This is a genomic window from Protofrankia sp. CiP3, from assembly GCF_917627345.1.
GTDB lineage: Bacteria > Actinomycetota > Actinomycetes > Frankiales > Frankiaceae > Protofrankia.
In genome coordinates, this window is the sequence record NZ_CAKJTM010000042.1 from 23,498 (window position 1) to 43,900 (window position 20,403).

Consider the following 20,403-nt stretch of genomic DNA (forward strand, 5'->3'; position numbering starts at 1 on the left):
CGGACCGACGCCAGCCCGAGCCATTCATGATCATATATGTGGGCGGGCTCGCGGCACCCACAACCACCATCACCGGTAGACGGATGCCGCGACCCGGGCATGCGGATCAAGATCCCGGAACGGGACGACCCGCCGGCCCAGTGGCGCGATCGCCAGCGGGACCATCTTGAACGACGCCACACCGAACGGGATGCCGATAACTGTCACACACAGCACCAGGCCGAAGATCAAATGACCGATCGCGAGCCACCACCCAGCGATCAAGAACCACAGCAGGTTGACCAGGAAAAGCATGACCGGAGCGTCCCCGGGCTGGTCGACCACGACCCGGCCGAAGGGCCAGACGACGTAACCCGCCAGCCTGAAAGCCGCGATCCCGAACGGGATCGTCACAATCAGCAGGCAACACACAATACCGGCGACAAGATAACAAACAGCCAGCTCAAACCCGGCGAACAACAGCCAGAAAACGTTTCCCACCATCCGCATAACGCTTTCCTACCCGGTCGGAGGGCTACGATCCGGCCCAGGCCCGGCCCGAAGCCCGGATCCAGCGGGGCGAAGATCGTGCCTATACCACACGCGTCGCGGCCGCCACCTTCTTGACGGTGGCCCTGACTATGCCCTTGGCCGCCGGCACACCCTGGCACTCTGCTACCTCCGGATATTCATAAGTTCACCCGGCTCAGGACTTTCGCCCCATTTTCCCATAATTATCATGAGCTGTAGCATGCCGGGGAGGCGGAAGTTCAGAGCGTCCGGAACGTCCGGACGTTACGTTAACCCGCACCGACGTATGTGGCACGAATCGACCGCGCGCCGGATCCCATCCCGCTTCGGAGACCTCCACGACGGCGCTCGACGCATCCTGACACCGCCCGGACGGCAGAAGGAGCAACATGGTGAACGACAGGAACGCAACGGACCAGGCAGCGGACCAGCCGTTGCATGTGCAGGGCCGGGACGCGGTCATCGCTGGTTCCACTGGCATACGGTGGCGCGGCGGCGAGCCACCCGACTACCATCTGTCAAAAGTGACAATGCCTCAGGAACGCACCCACGAGCACGCCAAGGGGTCCTTGGCCGACATCGTCGAACGCGTGGTCCAGGTCTTCGAGATGGAGGTCTCCCACAAGAAAGACCCGGCCCAGTGGGTCAGCATGGTCACCGACCAGTTCCGTACCCGCGTCAACGGAGGCCCCTGGGCAAACAGCCAGGACCTCGTTGAAAGAGGCAGTTACAACATCCTCATAGGTGAGAACCCCTACTACTCGGCGAGCGACGAGACCTTCGAATCCTCCCATCAGGTCTTCCTCAAGGCCCTTCCCGGCGGCTTCTTCTGGGAGATCCTGGAAGTCTACTCACCGCCGCCTGTAATCACTTTCAAGTGGCGCCACTGGGGTACCTTCAGCGGACCCTACAAAGGGTTCGAGCCGACCGGTGAACGCGTCGAGATGTTCGGTGTCAGCGTGGCCCGCGTCGCCGACGACCTCAGGCTGCTCGAGGTCGAGCACTTTTACGACAACACCGAATTTCTTGGCCGGCTGAGCGGCAACCACCCGGTGTCATAGGCTGCCGGGCGCACGGCAATGTTCTCTCCCGTGCGCCCAGCGCCCCGTTCCCACCACAATGATGGCGATCACAATGACGGCGATGGCGATCCCCGTCGGGAACCCAGCGGAGAACGGTGATTCAGACCGTAACGGGAATACAGGACCAGCCACGTTGCACAAACGTGGGGCGCCGAACAGGGGTACCAGCCAGGGAAAGCGTCGGGTAGCGCTCCAGCAGGCTGCGCAGGGCTGTCTCGAGCTCCACCCTGGCCAGCGGCGCCCCCACGCAGAAGTGGACGCCGCCGCCGAAAGCGACGTGCGGATTCGGTTCCCGGCCGACATCGAACTCGTCAGCCCGTTCGAAGACCTCGGGGTCGCGGTTGGCCGAACCGAGCAGCGCCGCGATCCGTTCCCCCGCCCGCACGACGACCCCACCGATCTCCACGTCGGCCATGGCGGTCCGTTCGAAAAGGTGCAACGGCGAGTCAAAACGCAGGAACTCCTCGGCCGCGGTGGCGGCCAGTTCCGCCGGCTGGCGGGCGAGGCGCCGCTGTTGCTCGGGGTGGCTCAGCAACGCCACCATGCCGTTGCCGAGGCAGTTGACACTGGCCTCGTGCCCGGCATTGAGCAACACCACAACGGTGGCGACCAGCTCGTCCTCAGCCAGCCGGTCGCCCTCCTGCTCCGCCTGGACGAGATGGGTGATCAGATCATCATCCGGACGGCGGAGACGCTCGGCGGCCAGGGCGTGTACGTAGGCACTGAACTCGGCGGCCGCCACCCGTGCCGCAGCCTCCTGCGCGGGACTGCGCTCGTATTCGTTCATCTTCACCAGATCGGCCGACCACGGGCGTAGCAGGTGCCGGTCGCTGTCGGGAATACCGAGCAGCTCCGCGATGACCATCACCGGGAGCGGCTCAGCGTACTCGGCGATCAGGTCGAACGGTTGCCCGTCTCGCGCCCGCGCCTCGATTCCGTCGAGCAGGACCTGGCACAGCTCGCGGATGTGCGGCCGCAGCCGTTCGATGTTGCCACGGGCGAACGCCTTGCCGAGCAGTCCGCGCAATCGGGTGTGCTTCGGTGGCTCACAGCCCAGGATGGAGTCCCGCTCCAGCTTGTTGAAACCGGCCCACAGCTCCTCAGGCAGGCGTGGCTGGTAGATCCGGCCCAGCCCACGGTGGCGCACCACCGCGTCGGCATCACGGTAGCGGGCCGCCAGCCACATCCCGAGGTCGTCGTTCCACACCGGCCGGCCGGCGGCCCGAAGCTCGGCGAAGACCGGATACGGGTCATGGACAAGATCATGGCTACGTGGGTCGAAGCGGCCTGCGTGAGCATTGACCCGATGGGACGGGACCACCGCGCGCTCCTTCCGGGACGGCTACCCCCACCCCACCATGGAACCAGCGCGGATCGGCACACGGCGGGCAGACCCGGCCCTATCCCCCGCCACAGCCTGCGTTGTTGATCACGTCAGCCATGCAGGCTAACGCAGCGTGCCCAACCAGTTGGCGAGCAGCTGCCGACCGGGGTCTCCGGACTTCTCCGGATGGAACTGGGTGGCGCACAGCGGCCCCCGCTCCACCGCTGCGGCAAAAGGCTCACCATGCTCGGCCACGGTGTCCTCGGGCGTCGGCTTGGCCGCGTACGAGTGGACGAAGTAGAACCGGACGGCTTCGGGCAGCCCGTCGAACAGCACCGTGCCGGCCGGCGGGGCCACCGTGTTCCAGCCCATATGCGGGAGGATCGGCGCGGCGAGACGCCGTACCTCGCCCGTGAGCACGCCGAGCCCCGGGGTCCGCACCCCGTGCTCGTCTCCCAGGTCGTAGAGAACCTGCATACCCACGCAGATCCCGAGGACAGGACGCCCGCGGGCGACGCGCTCACGGATGACCGCCGCCCCGCCGACCGCGGTGATCCCGGCCATGCAGGCGGCGAAAGCACCCACCCCGGGCACCACGAGCCCGTCCGCGGCCCTGGCCGCAGCCAGGTCGGACGTCACGGTCACGTCGGCACCGACCCGCGCAAGCGCCCGCTGCGCGCTGCGCAGGTTCCCCGATCCGTAGTCGAGGACAGCCACCTTCGGAGCCGTCACCGCCATTCCCCGCGCGGGACGCGTGCCCCGGCCGCGGTCCTCACCCCGGTCACAGAACGCCCTTGGTGGATGGCACGCCGGCCACCCGCCCATCGCGGGCCACCGCGTCCCGCAGCGCCCGTGCCACGGCCTTGAACTGCGCCTCGACCACATGGTGCGCGTTGCGGCCCGACACCACCCGCACGTGCAGCGCGATCCGCGCGGCGGCGGCTATCGACTCGAACACGTGACGGGTCAGCGTCGTGTCGTAGGTGCCGATGAGCTCGATCAGCTCCGGCTCGACGACCACGCAGTACGGCCGGCCGGACAGGTCCACCGCCGCCTGCACCAGCGCTTCGTCCAAGGGTACCAGCGCATCGCCGAACCGCCGGATCCCGGTCTTGTCGCCGAGCGCCTCGCGCAGCGCCTCACCGAACGCGATGGAGGTGTCCTCGACCGTGTGGTGAGCGTCGATGTGCAGATCGCCGCGGGTACGCACGGTCAGGTCGAACCCGCCGTGCTTGCCAAGCTGGCTGACCATGTGGTCGAAGAACGGGACCCCGGTGAACGACGACGACACGCCCGTGCCATCGAGGTCCAGATCGACGACGACGTGCGACTCCAGGGTCTTGCGTTCGATCCGGGCGGTGCGGCTCATGCGTGCCCTGCCTTCCCGGGAGCCGGTTGCCGGGTGGCCGCCGGGTGATCGGAACAGGCCGGCGTCGTGGCCGGGTCAGCCAGCAGCCCGCCGACGGCCGCGAGAAAGGCGTCGACCTCACTGGGAAGACCGGCGGTGACCCGCAGCCAGCCAGGCAGGCCGACGTCGCGGACGAGGACGCCCGCGTCGAGCAATGCCTGCCAGGCCGCGCGTTGATCGGGAAACCGCCCGAACAGCACGAAGTTCGCGTCGCTGGGCGCCACTGCGCAACCGAGCCCGGTCAGTTCGGCCACCATCCGGTCCCGTTGCGCCTTCACCGCCTCGACGGTGCCGAGCAGCTCGTCGGCGTGCGCGAGCGCCGTGCGCGCGACCGCCTGCGTGAAGGTGGACAGATGGTACGGCAGACGCACGAGCTGCAACGCGTCGATGACGGCCGAGTGCGCGGCAAGATAACCGACCCGGGCGCCGGCGAGCGCGAACGCCTTGCTCATCGTCCGGGTCACCACCAGCCGCGGCCGTGACGGCAGCAGGGCGAGAGCGCTTGCGACCCCGGCCCGCCTGAACTCCGCGTAGGCCTCGTCCACGACAACCATGCCGGTACCGGTCTCGTCGACGGCGGCGCACGCGGCGGCCAGCACGTCGTTCGGCAATGCGGTGCCGGTGGGGTTGTTCGGCGACGTGAGGAAGACCAGGGAGGGCCGATGCCGGCGGATCGCCTCGGTCACCGCGGCCGGGGTGATGGTGAAGTCGGGTTCACGGGGCTCGCCGGCCCAGCCAGTCCCGGTCGCCATCGCGATAAGCCGGTGCATCGTGTAGGACGGCTCGAAACCGAGCGCGACCCGGCCGGGCCCCCCGAACGCCTGACACAGCTGCTGGAGCACTTCGTTCGACCCGTTCGCCGCCCACACCTGATCGGTACGCAGCCCGAAACCGGCGTCCGGGGTGAGGTAGTAGGCGAGATCCGCCCGAAGCGCCTCAGCCTGGCGGTCTGGGTACCGGTTGGCCTCGGTGGCCGCGAGCGCCGCGGCCTTGCCCATGGCGTCCACCAGGCCCGCGGACGGCGGATGCGGATTCTCGTTGGTGTTGAGCAGCACCGGAACGTCGAGTTGCGGGGCGCCGTACGGCGCCTGGCCCCGCAGGTCGTCGCGCAATGGCAGTTCGTCGAAGGTCAGCGGGCGTGTCATGCGGCCCCGGCCTCGGCCCTGGCCACCGGCCCACCACCGGAAGATGAATCATGCTCTGCCATCGCATGTGCGGTCATCGCACGTACACCTCCACCGCGTGGGCGTAGACAGGGCGGACCGCGCCGAGAACGGCCGGCATGTCCAGCGCCGTGGGCGGGAGCCCGCACGGCCGCGAAGCCGGCGGCAGGCCCGTGCGCGGATCGAACGTTCTCAGCACGACGACAAGAGTATCCATACGCGAACTCAGGCGCGGGCGGGAAGGGAGCGGGTGGGAAGGGGGAAGGCGGGAAGGCAGGAAGGTAGCCGTGGGAAGGCGACCGTGCGAGGAAAGGGCGAGGATGGGAAGATGATGGTGGGGAAATGACAGTTCACGGCGCCGCGGAGAACGACCTGGGCATGGCCGGCATGGGCCCGCTGCCGGCCGCGGACACGCCGCCGGCAGCTCGTGGCCGGGCACTCGACCGGCTTGAGCACCTCGTCGCCGGCTACGGAGCGCAGGCACGCCCGCTCCGGCGGGTGATCGCACTGCTGACCGAACAGCCGTGGACCATCGGCGACCTCGTCCGTGCCTCGGGGGTGGCCCGCCGTACCGTCGAAGAGATCCTCGACTGCCTCGCCGATGACCTGCGGGAGGAGCCGGGGCGGCCCGGCTGCGCAGTAATGATCAAAGAACCGCTGGTAGTCACATACCGAGACCATTTCGGCTTCGACGAGCTCCACCGCACCCAGCTCACCGATCCGCTCGCGCAACGCCTCGCCGCGCGCCAAGCCCTGGTGGGCACCATGGCCGAGCTTGTGGCCGCGGCACCACCGTCGCGCGTCGACCTCGACCACGTCCCGGCCACCGGGGAGACCGCGGCTCGGCGCGCGTTGTGGATGGACTCCACCTACGACCTCGCCGGGGCGCGCCTGCTGTGCATCGGCGATCATGATCTCACCTCGCTGGCGGCCTGCTCCCTCGTCCCGAACCTGTCCGCGACCGTCGTCGACCTGGATGAACGGCTGCTGGAGTTCATCGATGCCCAGTCCAGGCGGAGAGGCCTGGACATCCGCTGCCTGTTCGCCGACCTGCGCTTCGGGCTGCCTGCCGTCACCGAGTCCTGGGCCGATCTGATCTTCACCGATCCGCCGTACACCCCCGAGGGAGTGACCCTCTTCCTGCAGCGAGGGCTGGCCGGCCTGCGTGACACCCTGCGTGGCCGGCTGCTGCTCGCCTACGGGCACAGTGATCTGCATCCGGCGCTCGGCTGGAAGGTACAGCGCGCCGTCAGCGACCTGCATCTCACCGTTGAGGCGATTATGGCGGACTTCAACGGCTACGACGGTGCCGAGGCCGTGGGCGCGACCAGTGACCTGTACGTCTGCCGGCCGACCGCGGCCACCTGGCGGCAGCTGGCCGGCGCGGCTCCCGGCCCCCGAGGCCGCGCCGCGATCTACACCCGGGGCCGGCAGGCGGTGGAGAGCGGCAGCGCGGGGCCATCACCGGCGGCCGCCCAGGAGCTGCTGGCGGCGGCCGCGGCCGGCCTCGACGGTGGCCGGCTGGTGTTCATCGGCGACGGCGCCCCGGATGCCTCGCCCTCGGGGCCCGCCCATGTCCGTCTCGCCACGGCGCTGCGGAACGGGCTGCCACGGTCGGTCAGCGGACGCGGCCGGGTGCAGGTGGCCGCGGACCTGACAGCTGATCCGGGACCGTGGCTCGCCCGGACCCTGCTCGCGGTCAACGCCGACCGGCTGGTCGCCCTTGTCCCAGCCGGTCATGCCGACCTGGCGGGCCCCGCCTCCTTCGGTGCGCTGGGCGGGCTGGTGGCGCCGAAATGGCGGCTGTGCTGGCGGCGGCTTGCCGGCGAGCGGCTCGCCCTGGTCGAGGCGGCCCCGATCGAGACCGCCGGGCTGACCGCGGGGGAAGGCATGGTCCGCTGGCTGCTCGACCGTGCCCACGGCAAGGTCGGCAATGTCTGGGCGGAGGCGCTGGCCCGGGGCGCGGCACCGGGCGCCGCCGGTTCACTCACCAGGAAGGACGCCCGAGCAGCCGTCGAGACAGCCGTAGCCGACCCGGGGCTGCTCGCCGCGACGCTGATGGACCTGCCCCGCCACCAGATCGCCCGCATCGCGGCCCAGGTCGCGCGCACCACCGACGCCCGCACCACCGATAGGCGGACCCACCGATAGGCGAGCCCGGTCGGCCGGAGGAGATCCGGATACGGGAATGTCCGGGAGACCCTGGAGAACCCAGCAACCTCACAGCTTGTGTTCAGCATCGCTGAAGTCCCGTTGCCCACCATCAATGTCAGAGCGCCGGCATGGCCGGGCGCGGACACGGAGGGCAGCCCATGAGCTTGACGATGCTGGGGTCATCCGAACATCCGGGGGCAGCCGAGGCCACCACCACGCACCCACAGCCACCCATAGGTGCGTCACTGTCCGTACCCACCGCCGCCCCCGGCACAGTATCGGCGCCACCAGTCCCGCCCGCGGTCCATCCGTACGCGCCGCGGCGCTGGTGGCGCGACGTGGCCGGCCTGTGCGCGTACGCGAGCATGATTGTCGTGGTGGCCCTGTGGCTCGCGCACGGCGGCATCGCCAGCCTCACCGGGGGCGCCGGCATCCTGACCGGCCTCGGCCGGCTCACCGGACTGGTCGCCGCGGACCTGCTGCTCATCCAGGTGCTGTTGATGGCGCGCATTCCCTGGGTGGAACGCAGCTACGGCCAGGACGAACTCACCCGGCGTCATCGCCTGGTCGGTTTCACCTCGTTCAACCTGGTGCTCGCCCACATCGCTTTGATCATCCTGGGCTATGCGGCGTCGGCCCGGACCGGCCTCCTCACCCAGGCATGGGACCTCATCACCAACTATCCTGGCATGTTGCTGGCAACGGCCGGATTCGCACTGCTCGTGATGGTCGTCGTCACCTCGGTGCGCGCGGCCCGTCGGCGGCTGCGCTACGAGTCCTGGCACCTGCTGCACCTGTACGCCTACCTCGGAGTGGGGCTGTCCATCCCCCACGAGCTGTGGACCGGCGCGGACTTCACCTCGACAGCGTGGGCGAGGGTGTACTGGTGGACGGTCTACGCCGCCGCGGCCGGCAGCATCATCGTGTTCCGTCTCGGCCTGCCCGCGTTGCGCACCTGGCGGCACAGCCTCGTCGTTGACCGCGTCGTCGCCGAGGCCCCCGCTGTCGTGTCCCTGCACCTGCGCGGCCAGGCGATCGAACGGATGCACGCGAGTGCTGGGCAGTTCTTCATCTGGCGGTTCATGACCGGACCAGGGTGGTCACGCGGGCATCCCTACTCGCTGTCCGCACCGCCGCACCCGCGCTGGCTGCGGATCACCGTGAAGGACCTCGGGGACGGCAGCCGCGAGCTCGCCCGCGTACGGCCCGGCAGCAGGGTACTCATCGAGGGCCCCTACGGCCGGCTCACCGCTGCCGTCCGCCAACGGCGCCGCCTGACGATGATGGCTTCCGGTATCGGCATCACCCCGATCCGAGCGCTGCTGGAAGAACTCGACTACTCCCCCGGTGAAGCGACGCTGGTCTACCGGGCCAGCACCGAGGAAGATCTCATCTTCCGCTACGAACTGGACATGCTGGCCGCGAAACGCGGCGTCCGCGTCATCTACCTGCCCGGGCACCGTTCGCCGGACCGCTCGTCATGGCTGCCGGAACGCTTCTCCCACCTGTTGGACGACGACGCGCTGCGGCAGATCGTGCCCGACATCGCCGATCACGACGTGTTCATCTGCGGTCCCGACGCCTGGATGGACGCCGTACGGGACGCGGCGCTGCTGGCCGGGGTCCCATCCGAACAGCTGCACCTGGAACGCTTCCGTTGGTGAGCTGCGCGCGGGGCGGGGGACGCGCTCTGGCGGACTCGCGGGAGCGCGTCCCCCGCCCACGGCGTCCAGACCACAACCACGGCAACCTCAGAAAGGACTCCGGCATGCGCCGCATCGTGCTCGCCGTCGCATCGACGGTCGCCGGCCTTGTGCTGTTGTTCAGCTACCGCACCAGCACTAGCACCAGCATGGCTGCGACGGCGGTCACCAGCTCTGGCGGCAGCTCTGGCGATGGTTCCAGCGGCGTCTCCAGCGGATCGACAACGCTGACGGGATCCGAGGTCAGCACCAGGTGGGGTGTCGTCCAGGTACAGATCACTGTCAACGCTGGCCGGATCGTCAACGCCGAGACCGTTCAGGTGCCGGACCACAACCCGCGCGACGTGGAGATCAACCGGGTGGCGATCCCGATCCTCAGCTCCGAGGCCGTGGCCGCCCAGAACGCAAAGATCGATGTGGTCAGCGGCGCGACCGTCACCAGTGACGGCTACATCCGTTCGCTGCAGTCCGCCATCGACGCGGCACACCTGTCATGACGGCCTGGGCAGCGGGGTCGATGTCCCGGCGGGCGTGGGTCGAGCAGATCATGGGCATGCCCGTCAGCCTGCACCTGCGCGGGCCCCGAGCGGCCGGCGACAGCGCCGTCGAACAGCTCGTCACAGCGCTCTTCGCCCACCTGCGCACGGTGGACGCCCTGTTCAGCACCTACCGAGCGGACAGCGAGATCATGAGGCTGAACCGGGGCGAACTGCGCCTGGACGCCTGTGACCCCCTTGTCCAGGAGGTCGCGGACCTGTGCGCGGAGGCCGCCCGGCGCACCGACGGCTACTTCAGCGCCGAGCTGCCGGCGCCCGGCCATCCGACCGGGACCGGCGCCGGGGCCAGGGCCAGCGCCGGCCGCCTCTGGTTCGACCCGTCCGGGCTGGTCAAGGGCTGGGCGGTCGAGCGTGCCGCGGCGAGGCTGACAGCGATCGACGGCCACGACTACTACCTGAGCGCGGGCGGGGACATCGCCGCGTACGTGGCCGACCCGGTATCCCCGGCCTGGAACGTCGGAATCTGTGATCCTTCCGACAGCACGCGCGTGCTCGCCACCGTGCCCGTCCGCTCGGGTGGGATGGCGACCTCAGGCAGCGCGGCGCGTGGCGCGCACATCGTGAATCCGAGGACAGGCCGGCCCGCGAGTTCGGACCTGCTGGCGGTGACGGTTACCGGTCCATCACTGATGTGGGCGGACGTGTATGCGACCGCCGCGTTCGCCCGCGGCTCCGATGCGCTGGCATGGCTCGCGGGCCTGGACCGGACAGCGGCTCTGGTGGTCACCGCGGACGGCGCGCGGCACGCCACGCCCGGATTCGGCGGGGCCGAGCCCGCGGCGGTCCACACCCGGTAGGCAGCGACACCCGACCGCTGACGAGTGACTGGCGGTAGCGAGGGCAACGCTGTGACCCGTCCCTGACCGACGGGTCGAACACCCGGAGGCACGGCCGCATAAGCTCGACGTTCGTCTCGCCGTTCCCAACGCCCGTGCGGATGTCCACGAACGGAGCGTAATCACGCGGCCGGCGCAATCACACCGCACAAGCCGGGAGGGACCCAGGTGCCGACCACGTACGAGCAGGAACTCACCTGCGAACAGAAATATGTCGACACCCTGTACAGCCGGCTGGACGACCTGCGCGACCGGACCCGCGAGCAGCTGCGCGCCGTGCTGCTGGAACCGGGCACCGGCACCCCGCAGTCACGGGTCGAGCGGGATGCCTTCGCCACCGCGTACTCCGACCGGATCGGCCAGCTCGACGCCGCCGAGGGACGGCTGTGTTTCGGCGCGATGGACTTCGGCGCCACGGATGACGGCGTGATAGCTGCGATAGATGACGGCGCCGCAGATGGCGGTGCCCTGGATCACAGCCCGCTGGGCCGTAGCGGCCACCAGCGTGTCTACATCGGGCGTATCGGTCTTTCCGACGACGAGCACGAACCCATGCTGGTCGACTGGCGGGCCCCGGTGGCCACCACCTTCTACCGAGCGACCCTCGCCAACCCGCACGGCCTGCGCAGGCGCCGGCACCTACGTGCCAAAGGGCGGGAGATCAGCGGATTCACCGACGACGTGCTCGACGTCGCGGGCGCGCGGAACGGCCTCGCCGGCGGATCAAACGGATCAAGCAGTGACGGGCCGCTGCTGGAGGCCCTGTCCGCACCCCGCTCCGGCCGTATGCACGACATCGTCGCGACGCTGCAGGCCGAGCAGGACGCGGTGATCCGCGCTGACTCGTCCTGCGTCCTGGTCGTCGACGGCGGACCGGGCACCGGCAAGACCGCGGTGGCCCTGCACCGAGCCGCCTATCTGCTCTACACCGAACGGGAACGGCTCGCCCGCTCCGGCCTCCTGGTGGTCGGCCCGAGCCCGATTTTCCTGCGTTACATCGAACAGGTGCTGCCCTCCCTCGGTGAGACGGGTGTGGTTTTCGCGACCCCGAGCCGGCTGTTCCCCGGCGTCGACGCCGTCGGCGACGAGGACGGCCGCGTCGTCGCCCTCAAGGGGGACCTGCGGATGGCCAGGCTGGTGGCCGAGGCGGTGAAGGCCCGCCAGGAGGTCCCGGCACACGATGTGGACGTCCCCTACGACGGCGCTGTGCTCCGTCTTGAGCGCCGCGCTGTCGAGAACGCCCGCACCCGGGCACGGCGCAGCCGCCGTCCGCACAACATGGCCCGGCGGGTGTTTGTCCGGGAGACAATCGCCGCACTCACCAACCAGGTGGTCGCGAACCTTGCCGGTGGCCTGCTCGACGGCGACGAACGGGAGGAGATCGCCGCCTACCTGCACGCCGACCAGGGGGTCCGGGCGGCCATTGACGCGATGTGGCCGCGGCTGACCCCCGAGGCGTTGCTCGCCGATCTGTTCGCCACACCCGCCCGGCTCGCCACCGCCGCGGCCGCCGCCAAGCTGACCAAGCACGAGCAGCACCTGTTGCACCGCCCGCCCGGCACCGCAGCCGCATGGACGCCGGCTGACGTGCCGCTGCTCGATGAGGCCGCCGAGCTGCTCGGCGATCCCGACGCCGACGTCGCCGAGCGCGCCGAGCGGGAGGCGGACCGGGAACGGCGCGCCGAACAGGCGTACGCCCGCGAGGTTCTCGACGGCCTCGGCCTCACCGGGCTGGTCGACGCGGAGGCGGTGGCGACGGGCATGGCCGAGCGCTGGTCGGGGTCCCGGGCGCGACGCAGCGCCGTCGACCACGCTCGCGGGGATCGGTCCTGGACGTTCGGCCATCTCATCGTCGACGAGGCCCAGGAAGTGTCGCCGATGCTGTGGCGGCTGCTGTGGCGGCGCTGCCCGATGCGGTCGGCCACCCTGGTCGGTGACCTCGCCCAGGCCGCGACTCCGGGCGCGGCCCGTTCGTGGGCCGAAGCGCTGGCCCCGCATATCGGGGACAGGTGGCGGGTGGAGCACCTCACCGTCAACTACCGGACCCCGCTCGAAATCATGGACGTAGCCGCTGACGTGCTCGCCGCGCAGGACCCGGTCGCGCGGCCACCGCGTTCGGTGCGTACCACCGGGCGGCATCCCGTCGCGCTGCGCGTCGGCACGAGCACCGGTGCCGGTGCCGGTACCGGCACCGGCACTGGCGCCTTGGTGAGCGCGGTCATGGACGCGGCCGGTCACGCCGCCGAGGAGGTCGGCGACGGCCGGGTCGCGGTGATCTGCCCAGCGGATCTCGTCGAAGCCGTCCGCGCGGCGTTCACGACCGTGCCGGCCGGCGGTGTGCCCGGTGACGCGGACATGCTGGCCGCCACTGTCGCGATTCTCACTGTGACGGAGGCCAAGGGCCTGGAGTTCGACGCGGTCATCCTGGTCGAGCCGGCCGCGATCGTCGCCGGTTCACAGCGCGGGCTGGCCGACCTGTACGTCGCCATGACCAGGGCGACCCAGACACTCACCGTGCTTCATACCGATGAGCTGCCCGCGGTGCTGCACCGCCTGGCCGCGGACCCACCGCTCAGCACCAGCTGACCCACCGCCACCCCCAGCTGCCCCGCCGGGCTCACCGGCCATGGTGAACACTCACTCACGGATGACCGATCCATCACGGCGTGTACCGAGGCTGTTCCGCGGGAACACACCGGACATGACTTTTGGACCAACCAGGACGCCGACCGCCAAGCGGGACGGAACCATCAGCCTGGTCTGCGGGATCGCCGGTCTGTTCTTCCTCGGGATCGCCCTCGGCATCGCGGCGATCGTCTTCGGCGTGCGTGGCAGGCGCGGTGGCGGCGGCGGGCAGGCAACAGCCGGGTTCGTCCTCGGCGTCATTGACATCGTACTGTGGGTCATCGGCCTGGCCGCCTGGCACGCGAACGCCTACGTCTGGTATTGATCATCAAATGCGCTGTAATCATGGCTCTCCGCGCCATCCAACACCCCTGCCGGCTGGACACCGTTCCCACCGACCGCAGCTACCGCGGCGACCTTTACCACGACCAGCACGACCAGCGCAACGGACGACTCGGACAAAACCGGAGACGACCTGGACAAAACCAGACCGCGGCACGGCACAATACTGGTACCGATACCGTTCTCCGTACACGCACCACCGCGGGTTCTCCGCCGCGACGAGATCCGCGCCGCGGGGCCGAGGGCCGCACGACAGAAATAGACCGGGACAGGCGTGGCTTCATCTTCGGTGAAGCCACCTGACGGATTCTGCGAGGAGGTCTCCACCGGTGCTCGACCCGAGTGCGCTGTACGAGATCGCTGACGATCTGCCCGAGCTGGGTCGGCCCGTGCTGGTGGAGGCGCTGACAGGTGTCGTCGACGCGGGCGGGGCGGTCCGCCTTGCCAGCCAGCACCTGCTGAGCGCCCTCGAGCACCGGCGCATCGTGACCTTCGATGTGGACCAGCTGCTTGACTACCGCTCCCGCCGACCATCCATGATCTTCGTTGAGGACCACTGGGAGCACTACGAGGAGCCGGTGCTCGGCCTGCATGTGCTCAACGACAGCGCCGGCACCTCGTTCCTGCTGCTGTGCGGCCCAGAACCCGACCTGCAGTGGATGCGGTTCACCACCGCGGTGCGCGGCGTCGCGGCGCTCCTGGGCGTCCAGGTCACCGTGGGCCTCAACGCGATCCCGATGGCTGTGCCGCACACCCGCCCCTGCGGGATCACCGCCCACGCCACCCGACCGGATCTGGTCACCGGGTACGAGCCCTGGTTGCGGCGGGTACAGGTCCCCGGTACCGCCGGCCATCTGCTGGAATACGAGCTGGGACGGGAAGGCCGCGACGCGATGGGCTTCGCCGCCCACGTCCCGCACTATCTCTCCCAAACCGACTATCCGGCGGCGACCGAGGCGCTGCTCACCGCGGTGTCCAAGGCGACCGGCCTGCTGCTGCCGCTGGACGGGCTGCGCGCGGCGTCGGCCGCGGTCCACGACAACGTCAACCGGCAGCTGGAAGAGGGCGCCGAAGCCGCCGCGCTCGTCCGGGCGCTCGAAGAACAGTACGACGCGTTCATGCGCGGCCGGGAGGGCTCGAACCTGCCCACGGCCGCGACCGGTTCCCTGCCGACCGCGGACGAACTCGGCGCCGCGCTGGAACGCTTTCTGGCCGAGCAGACCGAGCCCGGTGGCCCACCCACACCGTGATCTGGCCCCGCAACTGAACATCTGATACATCTGATCCGGCCATCGTGATCCGGGCTGGCTCAACCACTCGATCGTCCCGTGCCCGCGGTCCGGGCCATCGTCAGCGCCATCTCGCGTAACCGTCGCCAGTCCATCGGCGGCTTCGCCACGGGGACACCGGGACGGGCTCGCGGCACCCGGACCCGCAGGACCCCCGGACGGACGACGCAGCGTACCGGTGTGGACAGCGACAGTGCCTCGCCGTCGACAGCAATCTGGATGCGCGGCTCGGCCGCGTCGACAACGACCTCGGCCGCGGTGCGTACCTCAAGACCATCCCCGTGCCTGCCGCGCAGCAGCCCTGCGGCCTGTGCCGCGTTCTCGACGGTGACACCGAGGATGCCGAGGACCCCGCTGTCCAGCCGCACACGTCGCCCCAGACCGGCGATGTCACCCGTGCCGTACGGATTGTTGCTCACCAGCACCGCCCGCGCTCCGTCGAGGGTGAGCCCTTCGGCACGGACCGCCAGGTACGGGCCAGCGTGACCGGCCAGCAGGTCGGGGAGCATATCAAGGAGGGTCTGGACCTTGTCGCCGCGATAGGCGGGACTGTGCACCACAGCCCCGTAGGCGCCGAAGGACACGTTGTTGACAAAGGGCCGGCTGCCGACGAATCCAAGGTCGACGCGCAGTTCGACGCCGTCGGTGAGCGCGTTCAGGCAGGTCGACGGGTCGTCCCGGTCCAAGCCGAGGTCCAGCGCGAAGTGGTTGCGGGTGCCGGCCGTGATGACCATGAAGGGGAGGCCGTACTCAGCCGCGACGCCGGCTACCAGTGCCTGCGTCCCGTCGCCGCCGGCCACGCCGAGCAGGTCCGCCCCACGGCTCACCGCAGCGCGCGCCAGTCCGACCACGTCGGCTTTTCCTGACACGTCCATCATGACCACGTCGGCGCCCAGCTCTTCGGCCCGTTCCGCCAGGTTGTACTTCACCACCTTCCCGCCGCCGGAGTGCGGATTCATGATTATGACGGGATGCTCGGGCGCGGGTGCCTCGTGTTCGGCGGTCGCGGACCGGGGGGTTCTCGCCCGCCTCCTGTCCCGGGTGAGCGCGGCGCGGCCGGTCGAGACCGCCAGCGCCCACAGCGCCGACGACACCAGCACCACCCAGATGAGACCGACCCACGCGTAGAGAACCATGACCGCCACCGGCACCGCGACCACCAGCAGAAGCGACAGCAGCCTCCGCACGCCACGGGTGGTCAACAACCACCAGATGCCCGCGGCGGTCACCGCCAGCGCGACAAGCGCGACTCCCACCAACAGGACACTTGCGATACGGGCGAAACCCACCAGCACCGCGGCCGCGGCAACCGCGGCTGCCAAAGCGACCCGCGCGAGCCATCGCTGGGCCGTGGTCACGGAGCTGGCCGAGCTACCCGGCGGCGCGCTCACCGGGTGGGCACAGCTACGGCATGAGCGCTGGAGCTCCCCATCCGTCCCGTCTTCGTCGTCACGCATCCTTTCTGCCCACTTCCGGGCCGGCTCTCCCCCGGCCTGGCACGGGCGGACGGGTCAGCCGCGAGACACCGTTGCAGGAACGAGCCTTCCCTATCGCCTCCGCCCTCAGCGCCGCTGCCCTCAGCGCCACCGGCCGGGGCCGCCGCGGTACACGCCCCGGTGGAGCTTTAGAGCGCCCGGCAATAGGGGACGCGGCGTCGCGGGGCTGGGGCACGCACCTCGCTGCGTTGTCGTCGGTCGACACCCCAAGGACCAGGGTGACTCCCTCCTCCGCCTTGCGATGCACGCACCCCAGCCCCGCTCCTTGATCCACGCCCCTATTGCCGGGCGCTCTTATGAATGCCCGCCGTGGTAGATGTCGATCCGCTCCGCGGCACTGATCGATGACTTGGCCGGCGGCAGGAACCCGAGCTGGACGATCTGGCGTGGGGTGAGCGTGTCCAGGAGCCAGTCGGCGGCCACCCGCGTCCTGTTGGTCAGGCAGGGAAGCGCCCACAGGTGGTAACCGCGGGTCACTGCCGCGGCGGCCACCCCGGACAACGGGATCCCGAGCGGATCAGCCACGGCGTCGGTGCCGCCGAGGTCGACGACGAAACCGAGATCGCGATGCCGGTAGGGCTTCGCCGTTCCGTGATCGAGCGAGGCCGCGACGTTACGCGCGGCAACGGCACCCTGCCGGATGGCGTGCTGGGCGGTCTGCCCCGCCGGCTGGCAGCCCCGGGTCACGTCGGGCACGGCCGCGGCGTCCCCGAGCGCGAACACATCCGCGGCATCAGGCACCTGGAACCAGGCATCCACCACCAGGCGACCATGCTGGGTCGGCAGGCCCAACGTGGAGATCAGCGGGCTGGGAGCCACCCCGGCGCACCAGACGAGGGTGTGGGTTGCGACGCTCTCACCGTCGGTGAACCGGACACACCCAGCACTCGCCTCGGAGATGGACGTCCGCAGCCGCACGTCGACCCCGCGGTCGGCAAGGACCCGGGCCGCCCGCCTGCTGAGCGCCTCGCCCAGCTCGGGCAGCACCCGAGGCGCCAGATCGGCGAGAATCCAGCGGATGTCCCACTCGGTCAGGCGTGGATACTGGCCTACCGCTCGCCTGGTGAACCGCGCCATCTGCGCGGCGAGCTCGGTCCCGGTGTACCCGGCGCCGACGATCACGAAGGTGCACCGGGCCCGGCGCACCACCGGATCCTCGCACGCGTCGGCGTACTCGAACTGGCGGAGCACGTGGTCGCGCAGGTAGACGGCCTCCGCGAGGTTCTTCAGGCCAAGCGCATGATCGGTCAGACCCGGGATATCGAATGTGCGGGTCACCGCGCCGGGTGCCAGCACAAGGCGGTCCCAGCGCAGCTGTGCGTGTACGGCGTTGGGCTGGCGGACAGTGATCGTACGGCCCCGGAAGTCGACCTCTACCACGTGACCGAGCGCAAGCGTGGTACGCCGCAGCGCCGCCCGGACGGAGACCGCCAGGTGGCGCGGCTCCGCCTCGCTGGTGGCCACCTGCGGCAACAGTGACGTGTAGAGAAGATGATCGACCGGGGAGACGACGGTAAGCTCGGCGGCATCCGCGGGCAGTAGCCGTTCCAGGTGCCGCAGCACGGAGAACCCGGCGAAGCCACTGCCGACCACGACGACCCGGGGCAGCGCCCTCGGGCTCCCCGGGCTCCGGGTGCCGGCCGCGGGGCTGGGCACCGCGGCGTTGTCGCCCCGCCGAGTACGGACGTTGTCAAGCCAGCTCGAGAACACCTTGTCGGGCACGGTCCACCTCCAACGAATCGGGAACGAGCCGACCGCAGCCGTCTCCCGCGACTCGTTCCAGGTACGGCAACCGGTAAACCGCGACCTCATCTCCATGTCAGCACGACAGTGGCGTCAGCTCTGCATCGGCCGGGAACACGGCGACCGCCTCCGCCGAGCTGGGTGAATCGGGGTCGTAGCCCTGTTGAACGTTCGGCAAACCGGAGCCACAGCCGCTCATCAGCCGATATGCCACCTGTTACGGTGACCGAACCGTCACGCTGACCTAACAGCACATACGGGATCGGGGTAAAATATGGGGGATTGGCTAAACGCCCAAAACATCATAGCTGTGCTCACCGCGCTGCTCGGTCTCGTGGTGTCCATCGGCACGATCTGGTACGAGCGCCGGGTGCCGCATCGCAGACGCATCGGCTATCGCGTGCAGATGGATACCCCCATCGGCGACGACAACCGTAACCAGGGCCAGGTAAGCGTACGGCTCGGCCGGTTCAACGACATGTTCGACGCGACCCTCGTCCTGCTCCGCATTGAAAACGACGGCGCGGAGAGCATCGCCGGCACCGACTACACCGGCCGCGACGTCCACGGCCTCACCGCTGCCTTCACCGACCGCGTCGTCGAAGGCGTCGCGGTCACCCAGTCCGACGCCGAACACCTGATGGACCACTTCGCCCCGGCGGGGGGCATGCGCTTCGACGGCAACACGATCTATCTCCCCCGCGTCCCGCTCAATCACGGCCAGCACTACAAACTGCTGGTGCTGCTCACCGGTGGTGGCGTCGGCAGCGGCATCCGTGTCACCGGCGGGATCCGCGACGGCGTGGTGGAGCCCAACCGGAGTATCACGGTCGACGACAAGCCGCCCCTGTTCAGCAGACCCGCTCGCTTGATCACCTTCCTGCTCTCCCTCTTCCTCGTCACGCTGGCGGGCATCATCCTCATGCCCAGGGACCTGCCGCCGCCCATCGGCTGCGCCTCGGGCGAGCTTGCCCTCACCGGTTCCACCGCCTTCGCGCCGGTCGTGCGGGAAGCCGCCAAAAGGTACGAGTCGAACTGCCCGGGTACTAAAATCACAATGGATGCGCACGGCAGCGAGAAAGGCGTACGGACGCTGGCGGAGCTGGGCAGCGAGTCCAAGAACGGCCCTCCGGCCCTGGTCGCCTTCTCCGACGGGCGCAAGCCGGACGGCTACCCACAGCTCCAGGAGGAGCCTGTCGCTGTCTCCGCCTACGCCCTCGTGGTACATGACCAGCTGCCGATCAAAACCCTGACAATCGATGAGATACGGAAGATCTACCACGGTGACTTCCTCAACTGGAAGGAACTCAACGGCCCTGACCTTCCTATCCTGCTCATAAGTCGGGATGCCAGCTCCGGCACGCGTGACCTGTTCCGGCGGCACATCCTCGACGGGATCAGCGAGCCGGCCTTCACCTCCCTGGACTGCAAGAACAAGAACTCCCCTCAGGACAAGGTCATCCGCTGCGAACTCGACAGCACGGAAGCGGTGTTGAAAACCGTGGCCGCGCTGCCGGGCGCCATCGGTTACAGCGAACTGCAGGCTGCCACTGCCTTCCCGGGCCTGCACACGCTGCGCATCGACAGCCAGGCGCCGTCAGCCAAGCCCGTCGGTAACAGTAGCTACCCCTTCGTGGAGATCGAGTACGCTTATACCTACGGCCCGTCGCCCGCTGGTTCTCTCACCTCCAGTTTCCTGAACTATCTGATGAGAGGCAGCGGCCAGGACGTGATGGGGGCCTTCGGGCAGCTACCGTGCTACAGCCCGGAGGGCTTCAGCAAATGCCAGAAGTGACTCCGCCATGACCGGCGGCCATCGGGCCAGGACGCCGGACAGCCGGAGCCTGGCTACCCCCAGCATTCACACCGCTGAATAGCTACGGATGATGACCTTGACATCATCTTGCACAGGCAGTCCGGTGTTCGTAACCGCCCGTAGATGTCCAGAAGCCCGAACCTCGGTGCGACTCCGCGATGATCCACACGTCCGTGAACGAGCCAGCCGACCGCGAGGTGGATAACCGGCCCCGATCCCCTATGATACGGATCATGGCTCTGACCTGCGTCGTTACACTACCGGCGGACCGCTGCAGAACAGGCCTCGGACCGACGCCAGAAACCGCCCATGACCTGCGCGTTTATCTTCGGGTCACTGATCGTCCCTAGTGTTT

The 20,403-nt window shown here is 69.2% G+C and carries 18 protein-coding genes; 9 read left to right on the top strand and 9 right to left on the bottom strand.

Going from position 1 to position 20,403, the window contains the following annotated elements:
• Nucleotides 1-69: 69 nt before the first annotated feature.
• Nucleotides 70-483, bottom strand: coding sequence for a YccF domain-containing protein (locus tag MJ797_RS15360; protein WP_308128326.1), 414 nt, complete (start codon nucleotides 481-483; stop codon nucleotides 70-72).
• A 416-nt stretch (nucleotides 484-899) separates the two neighbouring features.
• Here MJ797_RS15360 and MJ797_RS15365 point away from each other — a divergent pair, with 416 nt between their 5' ends.
• Nucleotides 900-1,571 carry a SnoaL-like polyketide cyclase gene (locus MJ797_RS15365; protein WP_239310657.1) on the top strand — a complete coding sequence of 224 codons (672 nt, stop codon included), beginning with the start codon at nucleotides 900-902 and terminating at the stop codon, nucleotides 1,569-1,571.
• Nucleotides 1,572-1,692: 121 nt separating this feature from the next.
• Here the strand turns inward: MJ797_RS15365 and MJ797_RS15370 are convergent, their stop codons facing one another.
• The 5 genes from MJ797_RS15370 to MJ797_RS15390 all read right to left on the bottom strand — a co-directional run bounded on the left by MJ797_RS15370 (nucleotide 1,693) and on the right by MJ797_RS15390 (nucleotide 5,704).
• Complete coding sequence (locus tag MJ797_RS15370; protein WP_239335403.1) at nucleotides 1,693-2,913, bottom strand: cytochrome P450; 1,221 nt, start codon at nucleotides 2,911-2,913, stop codon at nucleotides 1,693-1,695.
• Between the two features lie 126 nt (nucleotides 2,914-3,039).
• Nucleotides 3,040-3,654 carry an imidazole glycerol phosphate synthase subunit HisH gene (gene hisH / locus MJ797_RS15375; protein WP_239310655.1) on the bottom strand — a complete coding sequence of 205 codons (615 nt, stop codon included), beginning with the start codon at nucleotides 3,652-3,654 and terminating at the stop codon, nucleotides 3,040-3,042.
• Nucleotides 3,655-3,697: 43 nt separating this feature from the next.
• Nucleotides 3,698-4,285: an imidazoleglycerol-phosphate dehydratase HisB gene (gene hisB, locus MJ797_RS15380; RefSeq protein ID WP_239310654.1), complete on the bottom strand. Its 588-nt coding sequence runs from the start codon at nucleotides 4,283-4,285 to the stop codon at nucleotides 3,698-3,700.
• On the bottom strand, nucleotides 4,282-5,469 hold the full coding sequence (locus MJ797_RS15385) for a histidinol-phosphate transaminase (RefSeq protein WP_239335414.1): 1,188 nt from the start codon (nucleotides 5,467-5,469) through the stop codon (nucleotides 4,282-4,284). The genes hisB and MJ797_RS15385 overlap by 4 nt, the downstream gene beginning before the upstream one ends.
• Before the next feature lie 73 nt (nucleotides 5,470-5,542).
• Entirely contained in the window at nucleotides 5,543-5,704 is a 162-nt protein-coding gene (locus tag MJ797_RS15390; protein WP_239335416.1) for a hypothetical protein, read from the bottom strand.
• A 125-nt stretch (nucleotides 5,705-5,829) separates the two neighbouring features.
• Here MJ797_RS15390 and MJ797_RS15395 point away from each other — a divergent pair, with 125 nt between their 5' ends.
• The 6 genes from MJ797_RS15395 (at nucleotide 5,830) to MJ797_RS15420 (ending at nucleotide 13,687) form a co-directional block, all read left to right on the top strand.
• Nucleotides 5,830-7,638, top strand: a complete 1,809-nt coding sequence (locus MJ797_RS15395; RefSeq protein ID WP_239335418.1) for a bis-aminopropyl spermidine synthase family protein — start codon at nucleotides 5,830-5,832, stop codon at nucleotides 7,636-7,638.
• A gap of 161 nt (nucleotides 7,639-7,799) precedes the next feature.
• Complete coding sequence (locus MJ797_RS15400; RefSeq protein ID WP_239335420.1) at nucleotides 7,800-9,305, top strand: ferric reductase-like transmembrane domain-containing protein; 1,506 nt, start codon at nucleotides 7,800-7,802, stop codon at nucleotides 9,303-9,305.
• Between the two features lie 104 nt (nucleotides 9,306-9,409).
• A complete protein-coding gene (locus MJ797_RS15405) occupies nucleotides 9,410-9,841 on the top strand; it encodes an FMN-binding protein (protein ID WP_239335422.1) in 432 nt (143 codons plus the stop codon).
• Nucleotides 9,838-10,698: an FAD:protein FMN transferase gene (locus tag MJ797_RS15410; protein ID WP_239335423.1), complete on the top strand. Its 861-nt coding sequence runs from the start codon at nucleotides 9,838-9,840 to the stop codon at nucleotides 10,696-10,698. Before MJ797_RS15405 ends, MJ797_RS15410 begins: the two co-directional genes overlap by 4 nt.
• Nucleotides 10,699-10,905: 207 nt before the next feature.
• Nucleotides 10,906-13,323 (top strand): ATP-binding domain-containing protein, encoded by a 2,418-nt coding sequence (locus tag MJ797_RS15415; RefSeq protein WP_239335425.1) that lies wholly within the window; start codon nucleotides 10,906-10,908, stop codon nucleotides 13,321-13,323.
• 115 nt (nucleotides 13,324-13,438) lie between these two features.
• Complete coding sequence (locus MJ797_RS15420; RefSeq protein ID WP_239310646.1) at nucleotides 13,439-13,687, top strand: hypothetical protein; 249 nt, start codon at nucleotides 13,439-13,441, stop codon at nucleotides 13,685-13,687.
• Here the strand turns inward: MJ797_RS15420 and MJ797_RS15425 are convergent.
• Complete coding sequence (locus tag MJ797_RS15425) at nucleotides 13,672-13,824, bottom strand: hypothetical protein (RefSeq protein WP_239335427.1); 153 nt, start codon at nucleotides 13,822-13,824, stop codon at nucleotides 13,672-13,674. The two genes, MJ797_RS15420 and MJ797_RS15425, sit on opposite strands and share 16 nt — an antisense overlap.
• 209 nt (nucleotides 13,825-14,033) lie before the next feature.
• Between MJ797_RS15425 and MJ797_RS15430 the strand changes: the two genes are divergently transcribed.
• On the top strand, nucleotides 14,034-14,954 hold the full coding sequence (locus MJ797_RS15430) for a PAC2 family protein (RefSeq protein WP_239335429.1): 921 nt from the start codon (nucleotides 14,034-14,036) through the stop codon (nucleotides 14,952-14,954).
• A 59-nt stretch (nucleotides 14,955-15,013) separates the two neighbouring features.
• Here MJ797_RS15430 and MJ797_RS15435 read toward each other — a convergent pair whose 3' ends face one another.
• Nucleotides 15,014-16,450: a diacylglycerol kinase family protein gene (locus tag MJ797_RS15435; protein WP_239335431.1), complete on the bottom strand. Its 1,437-nt coding sequence runs from the start codon at nucleotides 16,448-16,450 to the stop codon at nucleotides 15,014-15,016.
• A gap of 333 nt (nucleotides 16,451-16,783) precedes the next feature.
• A complete protein-coding gene (locus tag MJ797_RS15440; protein WP_239335437.1) occupies nucleotides 16,784-18,145 on the bottom strand; it encodes an NAD(P)/FAD-dependent oxidoreductase in 1,362 nt (453 codons plus the stop codon).
• A gap of 361 nt (nucleotides 18,146-18,506) precedes the next feature.
• Between MJ797_RS15440 and MJ797_RS15445 the strand changes: the two genes are divergently transcribed.
• Entirely contained in the window at nucleotides 18,507-20,027 is a 1,521-nt protein-coding gene (locus tag MJ797_RS15445; protein ID WP_239335433.1) for a substrate-binding domain-containing protein, read from the top strand.
• The last annotated feature ends 376 nt before the right edge of the window (nucleotides 20,028-20,403 follow it).